At 74.3% G+C, this 12,406-nt stretch carries 9 protein-coding genes; 7 read left to right on the top strand and 2 right to left on the bottom strand.

What is annotated here, in order from left to right; translation table 11 throughout:
* Window positions 1-19: 19 nt before the first annotated feature.
* Entirely contained in the window at window positions 20-1,243 is a 1,224-nt protein-coding gene (locus AB0K07_RS01595) for a hypothetical protein (RefSeq protein ID WP_363750140.1), read from the top strand.
* A 78-nt stretch (window positions 1,244-1,321) separates the two neighbouring features.
* On the opposite strand, the gene AB0K07_RS01590 is transcribed toward AB0K07_RS01595, so the two are convergent.
* Window positions 1,322-1,945 (bottom strand): phosphatase PAP2 family protein, encoded by a 624-nt coding sequence (locus AB0K07_RS01590; RefSeq protein WP_363750138.1) that lies wholly within the window; start codon window positions 1,943-1,945, stop codon window positions 1,322-1,324.
* 55 nt (window positions 1,946-2,000) lie between these two features.
* Window positions 2,001-2,825: a hypothetical protein gene (locus AB0K07_RS01585; protein ID WP_363750136.1), complete on the bottom strand. Its 825-nt coding sequence runs from the start codon at window positions 2,823-2,825 to the stop codon at window positions 2,001-2,003.
* A 527-nt stretch (window positions 2,826-3,352) separates the two neighbouring features.
* On the opposite strand from AB0K07_RS01585, the gene pdhA reads away from it, so the two are divergent.
* The 6 genes from pdhA (at window position 3,353) to AB0K07_RS01555 (ending at window position 12,394) form a co-directional block, all read left to right on the top strand.
* Window positions 3,353-4,528, top strand: coding sequence for a pyruvate dehydrogenase (acetyl-transferring) E1 component subunit alpha (pdhA, locus tag AB0K07_RS01580; RefSeq protein ID WP_363750134.1), 1,176 nt, complete (start codon window positions 3,353-3,355; stop codon window positions 4,526-4,528).
* The gene (locus AB0K07_RS01575; RefSeq protein ID WP_363750132.1) at window positions 4,528-5,517 is read left to right on the top strand and encodes an alpha-ketoacid dehydrogenase subunit beta; all 990 of its coding nucleotides are present in this window, start codon (window positions 4,528-4,530) and stop codon (window positions 5,515-5,517) included. The genes pdhA and AB0K07_RS01575 overlap by 1 nt, the downstream gene beginning before the upstream one ends.
* 5 nt (window positions 5,518-5,522) lie before the next feature.
* The gene (locus AB0K07_RS01570) at window positions 5,523-6,989 is read left to right on the top strand and encodes a dihydrolipoamide acetyltransferase family protein (RefSeq protein WP_363751376.1); all 1,467 of its coding nucleotides are present in this window, start codon (window positions 5,523-5,525) and stop codon (window positions 6,987-6,989) included.
* Between the two features lie 224 nt (window positions 6,990-7,213).
* The gene (locus AB0K07_RS01565) at window positions 7,214-7,345 is read left to right on the top strand and encodes a hypothetical protein (protein ID WP_280175172.1); all 132 of its coding nucleotides are present in this window, start codon (window positions 7,214-7,216) and stop codon (window positions 7,343-7,345) included.
* Window positions 7,346-7,689: 344 nt separating this feature from the next.
* On the top strand, window positions 7,690-10,428 hold the full coding sequence (locus AB0K07_RS01560) for a hypothetical protein (protein ID WP_363750131.1): 2,739 nt from the start codon (window positions 7,690-7,692) through the stop codon (window positions 10,426-10,428).
* Between the two features lie 133 nt (window positions 10,429-10,561).
* Complete coding sequence (locus AB0K07_RS01555; RefSeq protein WP_363750129.1) at window positions 10,562-12,394, top strand: NHL domain-containing thioredoxin family protein; 1,833 nt, start codon at window positions 10,562-10,564, stop codon at window positions 12,392-12,394.
* Window positions 12,395-12,406: the final 12 nt, after the last annotated feature.

Here is a 12,406-nt window from a genome sequence, read left to right as displayed (position 1 = left end):
AGCGGCGTAGGGTCGGAGCATGGCCACGCCTCAGACCCCCTACGACGCGGTGCTGCACGCCGCACGCGACGTGACCAAGCTCGAGTCGGCGCTGGACGCCGAGATGCTCGGCAGCGCCCTCCTGGGCAGCGTCTACGCGATCGCGGAGACCGACCGCGACACTGCGGTACGGGAGTTCGTCACCGGGTTCCTCGCCGCCACCGCGCGCCGCCGGGTCGCGGCGGCGACCACCATCCGGCAGGTCTTCGCCGCGCTCGTCCCCAACGCCGAGGGCACCGAACGGGTGCGCCCGGGCAGCCAGGCGCCGGCCTGGACCGGCCAGCTCGGCCAGGTGCACCTCACCGGCAGCTGGGCTTACGGCGACGTGTACGGCGACCAGACGTCCTACCTCGCCACCTTCGCCTACGACGACGCGGCCGGCGGCCCCGAGCACGCGCTGGTGGCCCTGGTCGACCACAACATCGGGATAACCAAGGACATCTTCGTCGGCGGGCCGGCCGAACGGATCCTGGACCAGGTCCGCCAGATGTGCGCGGACGACGAGCTGACCTGGTTCCGCACCGAGGACCCGGCCCAGCTCCGTGGCGAGGTGGCCCGCCACCTCGCGGTCACCGACGACCTGGGCGAGCTGCCCGGCGAGGGCTCGCTGGCGACCGACCGGGCGCTGGTGGGCGCCCGACTGGCGTTGCTGCCCACCGCCGCCGCCCCGACCAGCCTGGCCGAGGTCGAGCCGCTCTCCGCCGCCGAACGCACCGAGCTGGTCCGCCGGTTCCTGGCCGCGCCGGAGGCCGCACGGTTCGGGCTGGACGCCGTCGACGGCCCGGAGCTGGCCTCGCTGCACTTCTGCCTGAGCCTGCTGCTGGACCATTCGGCGACCTTCCCGGACGCCGACCCCATGCGGTGGAGTCCCGCGGTGTCCGGGCTCTTCCTGCTCGACTGGGTGCATCGCCGGGCTGTGCTGGACATGGACGACGCGGCGATGCTGCCCCGCGTGCTGCGCGCCTGGGCCCGGTACGCGTCGCGCCAGCGTGGGTTGCCCGAGACCGCCGCGACGCGCACCGACGAGGCGATCGAGGAGATGGTGCCGGAATTCGCCCGGCTCTACTCGACCGGTGAGCGGCGCAGCCCGGCCACCGCGGCGGTGGCCCAGCTGATGGCCGACGGGGTCGACCCGGACGACCCGGCGGCACTGGACGCCTGGATCGAGGCGAACCGGCACCGTCTCGCCGACGACGGCGCCTGACGGCACCCCGGGCGGGTGGCAGTCGCCGCCTGCCCGGGCCCGGCGCCCGCGCACAGGCCCGACAGGCACAGCGGCCCGTCAGTGCAGCAGGCCGAAGACCACCCCGGCGATCAGCGCGCCGAGCACGCCGCCGGCCAGCACCTGCGGGACGGTGTGGTCCCGCAGCCGCACCCGGGACCAGCCGACCAGGCCCGGCAGTGGCGCGGCGACGAGCAGCCCGGTCCCGAAGGTCAGCACCAGGATGACCAGCGTGCCGGCGGCGACCGCCGAGTGGATCGACATCTTCCACCAGTGGCTCATCGACACGGCGACCACCAGCCCGACGAGCCCGGCCACCGCCAGTGCCAGCACCGGACGGGGTGCGCCGAGCACGGCGAGCAGGGCCAGCCCGGCGGCGACGGAGCCGAGGCCGACCAGCAACGGCACCCGGCGCTGCTCCCGACGGCCGACGTGGTGGTCGGTGAGCCGGCCGCGGCGTACTCCGCCGACGATGTAGGCGAACGGAATGCCGGTGACGAAGAGCGTCGCGAGCAGCCCCCACGCAAGGCCGTGACCGGCGCTGCGGGAGCTGTGCCAGCTCACCGCGACCGTCAGCAGCGACACCAGCACGGCGGGCGCGGTCAGCTCGGTGACCAGCCGGGCGACCCGCAGCCCCGGGCCGGGCCGGGCGGTGACCGGGCGGGGTTCCGCACCGCCGCCCACGCCACCCCCTCCGGTACGCCCCTATCGCCGACACCGGGTCGGTCGCGCCTGATCGTCACCGTACCGCCGGGGACACCGTGGAGTAGGTCGGTCCGGCGAGCGGCGACAGACTGACGGTCGGGCTGGGCCGGCCGGGCGGTGAACCGGTGGTGACCGGCGGCGCGGGTGCGGTGGACGGCACGGACGGTGTGTCGCCCGGCTCGGAACGGGTGCTGGTCGGCACGGCGGTCGGGGACTCGGTCGCCGCCGGGGGATCGGTCGCCGCCGGGGGGTCGGACGCGGTGGGCGTCGTCGGCGGGGTGAGTGTCGGGGTGGCCGTCGGGCTCGGCGTCGGAGTGGGGTCCGGGTCCGGCGGATCGGTCGGTGGGGGCACCGGCGGGGGGCTGTGCGGGGGTGGGACCGGGGGCGTTGTCCGGACGGGCCTCGGTGGGGGCGGCGGGGGCACCACCGGGTGGACCGGCCCCGCGTCGGATCCGGTCGGCCCCGGATCCCTCCGATCCTGGTCGCGTCGGGGAGCCGCGGCCAGCCACCCGGCGGTCGCGGTCGCGGTCGGGGCGACGCTGGGCGTGGCGGGTGACGGCAGCGCCGGCTGGCTGGTCGCCGGCAGCGGGATCACCACCGGCCCGACCGACGGGGTGGGGATGAACGGAGTGCTGCTGTCCGGCAGCGCCGTGCTGCCCGGGGTGGCCGAGCCGGCGCTGATCGCGGCGAGAATCGGCATCGACGCGGTGCCGGCCAGGAGCGCGACGGTGAGCAGGTAACCGCGGGAGGGGCCGCCGGCGCCCGGGGCGCGGTGCGCGCCGACCACCCGGCGGTAGCCGCCGGCGGACCGGTGCTGGCCGAGCGCCGGCGTGCCGGGACCGTCACCTGGCTCGTACACCGCACACACCCCTTGTCGTCGGCCGTGGGAGGACGCGGAGGGACGTCACCGGCTGGAGAACCCCGGCAAATCACCCGATCGGCGCGATCCTGCGGTAATCAGCCTCACCCAATCACCCTGCGTCAGCCAACCTCCACCGCGTGTCGACACGCGGGGATGGCCCGAACGGTGACGAACCATCAGCGGAACACCCGGTGGGGGCGGTCGGGCACGACGACGACAAAGGCCCGCAAACAGAGGCCGGTGGGAATGCGGGGCGGGCGTACTGTGGGCGCGCTCACCTGCTCTGCAAATATGGAGCACGACGGCAACGCAGCCGTGACCTCCGCGCACCCTCGCGGCAGGCGCGGTTGAGCGCCGGCGCTCCCGAACCGGGTTCGGCCAGAATCCGGCTCACGCCGCGCGGCAACCCCCACCGGGGCTAGGCGCGGCCGCCAGGAACCGGTCCGGCAGCAGCCGGACAGGCGCACGAGTTGCGCGGCCGGGTGACCCCCCGGTGCCGACGCAGACACGACAGGGAGAGACGGATGGCAAAGGGCGACCCCGGGGGCACCACCCGCAGCAGGCGGGCGGCACCCCGCTCCAGGAAGAGCGCAGCCGGCGACCCCCAGCTGGTGCAGCTGCTCACCCCCGAAGGCGAGCGGATCGAGAGCGCCACCGGGCCGGACGGCACCGAGTATCGCGTCGACTTCACCGACGAGGAGTACCGCGGGCTCTACCGCGACCTGGTGCTGGTCCGCAAGCTGGACGCCGAGGCGACCGCACTCCAGCGCCAGGGCGAGCTGGGCATCTGGGCCAGCCTGCTCGGCCAGGAGGCGGCGCAGGTCGGCTCCGGGCGGGCGCTGCGTACCCAGGACATGGCCTTCCCGACCTACCGGGAGCACGGCGTCCTCTACTGCCGGGGCATCGACCCGATCATGCCGCTCGGCCTGTTCCGCGGTGTCGACCAGGGCGGCTGGGACCCGAACGAGTTCAAGTTCAACATGTACACGATCGTGATCGGGGCGCAGACCCTGCACGCGACCGGCTACGCCATGGGCATCACCATGGACGGCAAGACCGGCACCGACGACGGCGAAGCGGTCATCGCCTACTTCGGCGACGGGGCCACCAGCCAGGGTGACGTCAACGAGGCGTTCGTCTGGGCCGGCGTGTTCAACGCGCCGATGGTCTTCTTCTGCCAGAACAACCAGTACGCGATCTCCGAGCCGCTGGAGCGGCAGACCCGGATTCCGCTCTACCAGCGGGCCGCCGGCTTCGGTTTCCCCGGCGTCCGGGTGGACGGCAACGACGTGCTGGCCTCGTACGCGGTCACCCGCACCGCGCTGGACAACGCCCGGCACGGGCAGGGCCCGAGCCTGATCGAGGCGTACACCTACCGGATGGGCGCGCACACCACCTCCGACGACCCGACCCGCTACCGGATCGCCAGCGAGGTCGAGGCGTGGCAGGCCAAGGACCCGATCGCCCGGGTCAGGGCCTTCCTGGAGAAGCAGCAGATCGCCGACGCGGACTTCTTCGCCGAGGTCGACGAGCAGGCCCGCCGCGAGTCGGTGCACCTGCGCGAGCGGGTGCTCGCCATGCCCAACCCGGAGCCGGTGACGATGTTCGACCACGTCTACCCGAACGGGTCCCCGCTGCTCGACGAGCAGCGCGCGCAGTTCAGCCGCTACATGGAGTCGTTCGAGGGGAGCGTCCACTGATGGCCACGGAGACGCTCACTCTCGGCAAGGCCCTCAACACCGGCCTGCGCCGCGCCTTGGAGAACGACCCCAAGGTCGTCATCATGGGCGAGGACGTCGGCAAGCTCGGCGGCGTGTTCCGGATCACCGACGGGCTCCAGAAGGACTTCGGCGACCAGCGGGTGATCGACACCCCGCTGGCCGAGTCCGGCATCATCGGCACCGCGGTCGGCCTGGCCATCCGTGGCTTCCGGCCGGTCTGCGAGATCCAGTTCGACGGCTTCGTCTACCCCGCGTACGACCAGATCGTGTCGCAGGTGGCGAAGATGCACTACCGCTCGCGCGGCAAGCTGAGCATCCCCATGGTGATCCGGATTCCGTTCGGCGGCGGCATCGGCGCGGTCGAGCACCACTCCGAGTCGCCGGAGGCGTACTTCGCGCACACCGCCGGCCTGAAGGTGGTGTCCTGCTCCAACCCGCAGGACGCGTACGTGATGATCCAGCAGGCCATCGCCTCGGACGACCCGATCGTCTTCCTGGAGCCCAAGCGGCGCTACTGGGAGAAGGGCCAGGTGGACCTGGACGCGCCGCTGTCCGACGCGTACCCGCTGCACTCGGCCCGTGTGGTCCGGCCCGGCACGGACGTGACAGTGCTGGCGTACGGCCCGATGGTCCGGACGTGCCTGGAGGCGGCGACCGCCGCCGCCGAGGACGGCCGGGAGCTGGAGGTCATCGACCTGCGCACGCTCTCCCCGCTGGACCTGTCCGCGGCCTACGAGTCGGTGAAGCGCACCGGTCGCGCCGTGGTGGTGCACGAGGCGCCCTCCAACATCGGCCTCGGCGCCGAGCTGGCCGCGCGGATCACCGAGGAGTGCTTCTACTCCCTGGAGTCGCCGGTGCTGCGCGTGACCGGTTTCGACACCCCCTACCCGGCCGCCCGGGTGGAGGAGGAGTACCTGCCCGACCTCGACCGGGTGCTCGACGCCGTCGACCGCACCTTCGGCTGGTGAGCGGCATGTCCCGGATCAAGGAGTTCAACCTGCCCGACCTGGGCGAGGGGTTGACTGAGGGCGAGATCCTGGCCTGGCTGGTCAAGGTCGGCGACACCATCGAGCTGAACCAGCCGATCGTCGAGGTGGAGACGGCGAAGGCGGCCGTGGAGATCCCGGCGAAGTGGGCCGGCCAGGTGCAGGCGATCTTCCACCCGGAGGGCACCACGGTCGAGGTCGGTACGCCGATCATCGCGATCGACACCGACCCGGGCGCCGGCCCACTGGACGCGCCGTCGACCACGGCCACGTCCGGCGGTGACCTGCCCACCCCGTCGGCGGCCTCGCTGGCCGCCGTCGAGGTGGCACCGGCCGAGGGCATGGTCGAGCCCGGCCTGATCGGCGGGCCCGCCCCGGGTGGGCGGACCGCGGTGCTGGTCGGCTACGGCCCGCGTACCACCGCGGCCAAGCGTCGGCCACGCAAGGGTGGCGTCCCGGCCCAGGCCGCGGCGACGCCCACGGTCGCACCGACGCCGGCCCCGGTCGCGCCGGCTCCGCAGCCGGTGGCCGTGCCGACGCCGGTCGCTACGGCGACCGGCGGGCTGGTGCTGGCCAAGCCGCCGGTACGCAAGCTCGCCAAGGACCTCGGGGTCGACCTGAGCACGCTGACCGGTTCGGGTCCGCTGGGCTCGATCACCCGGGAGGACGTGCAGCAGGCGGCGAACGGGTCCGTGGCGGCGGCCGAGCCGGTCGCGGCGACGTCCACGGCCACGAGCGCCGCCAGCTTCGGTGCGGACCGCGAGCAGCGCATCCCGGTCAAGGGGGTACGCAAGCTCACCGCCGAGAACATGTCCCGGTCGGCGTTCACCGCGCCGCACGTGACGGAGTTCCTGACCGTCGACGTGACCCGGGCCATGAAGGCGCTGGACCGGCTGCGCGGCCGGCGGGAGTGGCGCGACGTCCGGGTCTCGCCGCTGTTGCTGGTGGCGAAGGCCGTGCTCCTGGCGGTCAGGCGCCACCCGATGGTCAACTCGACCTGGGCGGGCGACGAGATCGTGGTCAAGGAGTACGTCAACCTCGGCATCGCGGCGGCCACCGAGCGCGGCCTGATCGTGCCGAACGTCAAGGACGCCGGCCGGCTCTCCCTGCGGGAGCTGGCGGACGCGCTGAACGACCTGGTGCAGACGGCGAAGTCCGGCCGGACCTCGCCGGCGGACATGTCCGGCGGCACCCTGACCATCACCAACGTCGGGGTGTTCGGGGTCGACACCGGTACGCCGATCCTGCCGCCGGGTGAGTCGGCGATCCTGGCCTTCGGCGCCGTACGGGAGATGCCCTGGGTGCACAAGGGCAAGGTCAAGGCGCGTCAGGTCACCACGCTGGGGCTGAGCTTCGACCACCGGATCATCGACGGTGAGTTGGGCTCGAAGTTCCTGCGCGACATCGGCGACTTCCTCGCCGACCCGGAGGCGGCACTGCTCGCCTGGACCTGATCGTCCGAACGCCAGCCACGGCCGGTGTGCCACGGGTTAACGCCCGGCACACCGGCCGTGTCCGTTGGGCGACGGAACCGTCTGCGTGCGGGCCCTCTCACCTTTGATTGTTAGGCAAGTGGCTCAGCTCACCTAATAATCGATGGAAGTTCACCGGGTTCTGCGGTTGAATAGATGCATCAGGGGCCGACAACCGAATAGCCAGGGGGACCCACCAAATGAGCATGATCGAGCGAATCCGCAACCACCGCGACGCCACCCGCCGCGCCCGTGCCATCGAGCACGCGCTGCGCTCGGCGAACTCGCCGGCAGTCCGCGAGGAACTCCTCATCATCGCCCAGCGTCACATGGGCTGACGCTCCACGACATTCCTCACCTCCTCCAGATCGATGGCCCGCCCGGCCCACCGGGCGGGCCATCGGCGTTTCCTCACCTCGTGACACCGGGATTCCGCCATGCCGCAGCGCCCGGTACGGTGGGCTTCGGTCGCCGCCCGCCAGCCCGGCACAGGCCGAGCCGATAGAAGCTGCTCGACACCGTCCGGCAACGCGGAGTGACGACCGGTGCTCCTTGGACGCCCCGTGTGGCCACCGGATACGGTGCGGGGAGCCGGCACGGCGGTACGCCGGTGACGCCGGCAGCCATGCCGAGGAGACCGATCGGCACCCGGCGGCCGACATGTGATGGAGGAGGCGCACCGATGACGTCCGAGGGCCCGCACCGCCCCGGCCAGGAGCCGGACGAGGTGTCACCGGGCGCCGGCGGACCGGCGCCGTACGGCGACCGCCCGGCGCAGCCGGACAACGGCTACAACGCCCCCGGCCCCGACCTGGGCTGGGCACCCCCGCCGCCGGCGCGGCCAAACCCGTCGGCCCCGGCGTGGGCCGCCCAGCCGGAGCAGCAGCCGAACCCCGCCTGGGGTGCCGCCGCCGCGCCGCAGCCCACCGAGCCGACCCAGCCCGCCTGGGCCACCGGTGCCGCGAACGAGCCGCAGCAGCCCGGCACCTGGGCCGCGCAGCAGCAGGGCTGGACGCCACCCGAGCAGAGCGCACCCGCGTGGGCCGCCGGCGCCGCCCCCGAGCAGCCCGACTGGGCGCAGACCCAGCCGGCCGTACGGGGTGCCGCGCAGGCGCCACCCGCCACCGCCGCCTGGCCCGCACAGGACGACCCGGCCCGCTCTGGCGGATGGAACGCCGACGCCCAGCAGGCCAACCCGCCCGCCGGTGACTGGCGCGGTGCCGAGGCTCAGCAGTCCGAGTCGGCGCAGGCTCCCGGGTGGGCCGGCGGCGGTTCCGGTCAGCAGGACAATCCGGCCGGCTGGGCCGCCGGCACCGCGGGTCGTGACGACCAGCCGGTGTGGACGCCCGCCGAGCAGGCGCCATCGACCTGGGGTCAGGCGGCCGAGTCGACCGAGCAGCCGGCCCCCGGGTGGGGCCAGGCCGAGCCGGCCGCCGCCCGTGGCGCGGCTCACGTGCCGACGCCCGCGCCGAACTGGCCCGGTCAGGACGACCCGGCCCGCTCCGGCGGCTGGGCCGCGCAGCAACAGCCGGCGCAGCCCGGCGGATGGGGCGACGGCGCCGACGGGAAGCAGGACGACGCCGCGCAGCCCGCCGCCTGGGGCGGCGCCGAGGAGCGTCCGCAGCAGCCGGACTGGGTGCTCTCCCAGGACCAGCCGGCCCAGCGGCCGGAATCGGCCGAATGGACTCCGGAGACGCCGGGCGCTCCCGCCCGGGCCAGCGCCAGCGTGCCCAGCAACGACGGCGCGCCCGCCTGGGCCGCTACCCCGGACAATGCCGCTCAGGGCAGCGCCGGCGTGCCGGAGGCCCAGCCGTGGGCGCCCGGCGAGGTGTGGGGTCGCGCCGAGGCGGAAGCGTCGCAGTCCCGCGGTGGCTGGGAGGCGGGCCGGGGCGACGAGTCCCCGGTCTACCAGCCCGCTCCCGCGCCGGGCATCTCGCCGGCCAACGCCGTGCCACTGCCCCCGCAGGAGCAGCGCGTGCCGGGGGCTAGCCTGGCTGCCGCCCCGCCGGCCAACTACGCGCCGCCGGCCCAGTACGCCTCCGTCCCGGAGCAGCCGGCGTACGCCGAGCGGGAGAACCCGGACGCCGCCGCGCAGTACGAGGCGGAGCAGACCGGTTGGGGCCGGGCCGAGGAGGCTCCGGCGGCCGGCGCGATGGTGCCCGCCCCGCGTACCTCTCCGGAGGCTGGAGCGGGTCGTGCGGTCGTACCGGTGCCGGAGGCCGAGTCGGCGGCCGGCGCGGCTGGCCGGGCCTCGGCGAGTGCCTCGGTGCCGCTGGCCAGCCGGGTCATGCCCCCCACCGACGAGGTCGTGCGACCGGCCGGCGCGCCCGCGCCGCAGCCCCGGGTGTACGGCAGGCCGTCCCGACCGGAGCCGGAGAACGAGCCGGAGCAGGCAGCGCCGGAGGCGTTCCAGGCCGACCAGGGCCCCGAGCGGCAGAGTGCACCGGACTGGCCGAACGCCCCGGAGCGCCAGGCCGCGCCCGACTGGCAGAACGGCCCGGACCGCCAGAGCGCACCGGAATGGCCGAACGCTCCCGAGCGCCAGGCCGCACCGGACTGGCCGAACGCTCCGGAACGCCCCGCCGCGCCCGACTGGCAGAACGCTCCCGAACGCCCGGCCGCGCCCGACTGGCAGAACGGCCCGGAGCGGCAGGGCGTCCCCGCATGGGGCGGTGAGGCGCCGCCCGAGCCGCGCTTCGACGACCGGGACCGGCCGGCGGCGCCGAACGGGTTCGGTGAGGCGGCCTCCGCGCCGCCCGCGTTCCCGCCGGGTGTGCCGTCGTTCGTCGACACGCCGGGCAGCAACCGGCCGGTGAACGGGGTCCGGCCGCAGGCCGGAGCCGAACGTCCGGCCGACCGGTTCGGCGCCCCGGGGTCACCGGCCGCCGGTGCCGCCTCCGTGAACGGCACGCCCGGCTTCGGCGGACCGGGCTTCGGCGGCGGGCCGGCCACCGAGCCGGCACCGGGCGGTTTCCCGCCGTCCTTCCCGCCGGCGCCCCAGCAGCCCGCGCCATCGTGGGGCCAGGAGGCCGGCGAGTCGGATCAGGGCCGGTTCGACGCGTTCAAGCCGGACGCCGAGGAGCCGAAGGCGGAGCCGCCGGTGCCGAAGGTGCGCAACGGGCGGGTGCTGGCGGCGGTCCTGATCGCCGCGGTGCTCATCCTTGCGGTGCCGCTCGGCCTGCTGATGCTGCTGGGCAAGTTCGGTGGAGATGACACGCCGGCCTTCGACCCGGCGGTCGGCACCTGCGTGAAGCAGTCCGGCCAGGGCGCCTCGGCGGTGGACTGTGGCGAGGCGGGCGCGTTCACCATCGTTTCCAAGGTGGATGCGAAGGACAAGTGCGCCGACCCGGCCCAGCCGCACGTGGTGCTCCCCGGTGACGGCATCAACCGGGTGCTCTGCCTGAAGCCGGCCACCAAGTAGCGCGTACCGACGGCGGGGCCACGGGTGACCGTGGCCCCGCCGTCGTCGTTCCCCCGCCCCACGGTCAGGCCAGATCTCGCTGGCTCGCCCCCCTCCGGCCGGCGGCGGGCCGGTGATCAGGCACGATGGGCACATGAGCGCACGAGTACGGGCCCCCGAGCTGCGCGGTCGGGGCTGGCTGAACACCGGTGGACGCGACCTCAAGCTCGCCGACCTGCGCGGCAAGATCGTCCTGGCCGACTTCTGGACCTTCTGCTGCATCAACTGCCTGCACGTGCTCGACGAGCTGCGCCCGCTCGAGGAGAAGTACGGCGACGTGCTCGTCGTGATCGGCGTGCACTCGCCGAAGTTCGAGCACGAGAAGGACGCCGACGCGCTGGCCGCCGCCGTGGAGCGGTACGGGGTGCACCACCCCGTACTCGACGATCCCGAGCTGGACATGTGGCAGCAGTACGCGGCCCGGGCCTGGCCGACCCTGTCGGTGATCGACCCCGAGGGGTACGTGGTGGCGACCATGGCGGGCGAGGGGCACGCCGAAGGGCTGGCGCGACTGATCGACGAGTTGATCGCCACCCATGAGGCCAAGGGCACCCTGCACCGGGGCGACGGCCCGTACGTCCCGCCACCGGCACCGGAGACCACCCTGCGTTTCCCGGGTAAGGCGGTGCTGCTGCCGGACGGCAACCTGCTGGTCTCCGACTCGGCCCGGCACTCCCTGGTGGAGCTGGCTCCGGACGGCGAGGCGCTGGTGCGCCGGATCGGCTCGGGTGAGCGGGGCCGGGCCGACGGGCCGGCGGGCGTGGCGGCCTTCTCCGAGCCGCAGGGGCTCTGCGTGCTGCCGCAGCACGTCGCCGAGGTGGCCGGCTACGACCTGGTGGTCGCCGACACGGTCAACCACCTGCTGCGCGGCGTACGCCTGTCGTCCGGCGAGGTGGTGACGGTGGCCGGCAGCGGCCGGCAGTGGCGGGCCTCGGTCGACGACCACGCGCACGACGCGCTCGCCGTGGATCTCTCCTCCCCGTGGGACCTGGCCTGGTACGACGAGAAGCTGATCATCGCGATGGCCGGCATCCACCAGCTCTGGTGGTTCGATCCGATCAAGCGGACCGCCGGCATGTACGCCGGCACCACGGTCGAGGCGCTGCGCGACGGCCCGCTGGCCGAGGCGTGGATGGCGCAGCCGTCCGGGCTCTCCGTCTCCGCGGACGGCACCCGGCTCTGGATCGCCGACAGCGAGACGAGCGCCGTCCGGTACGTGGAGAACGGGATGCTCGGCACCGCCGTCGGGCAGGGCCTGTTCGACTTCGGTCACGTGGACGGGCCGGCGGAGTCGGCGCTGCTCCAGCACCCGCTGGGGGTGTGCGCGCTGCCGGACGACTCGGTGCTGATCGCGGACACCTACAACGGCGCCGTGCGCCGCTTCGACCCGGCGACCGGTCAGGTGTCCACGGTCGCCGACGGGCTGGCCGAGCCGAGCGACCTGGTCCTCACCCCGGACGGTGAGGTGCTGGTGGTGGAGTCCGCCGGGCATCGGTTTACCCGGCTGGCCCCGGGTTCGCTGTCGGCGGCCGGTGCCAGCACGGTGGACGGCCCCCGGCACCGCGCCGAGCGGAAGCCCACCGACGTCGCGGCGGGTGAGGTCACCCTCGACATCGTCTTCACCCCCGCGCCGGGGCAGAAGCTGGACGAGACGTACGGGCCGTCGACCCGGCTGGTGGTCTCCGCCTCCCCGCCCGAGCTGCTGGTGGAGGGTGCCGGCACGGGCACCGAGCTGTCGCGCCGGCTGGTGCTCAACAGCGAGGTCACCGACGGGGTGCTCCAGGTGACCGCTCAGGCGGCGACCTGTGACGCGGACGTGGAGCACGCCGCCTGCCACCTCACCCGGCAGGACTGGGGCGTCCCGGTCCGGGTGGTCGACGGCGCCGCGGCCCGGCTGCCGCTCGTGCTGCGCGGCCTCGACGCCTGACGGTCCGGAAGG

Origin of the sequence: Micromonospora sp. NPDC049301 (assembly GCF_040678715.1) — a bacterium.
Lineage (GTDB): Bacteria > Actinomycetota > Actinomycetes > Mycobacteriales > Micromonosporaceae > Micromonospora.
The sequence above is the reverse complement of the archived record's forward strand: the minus strand, read 5'-3'. Positions and strand labels throughout refer to the sequence as shown.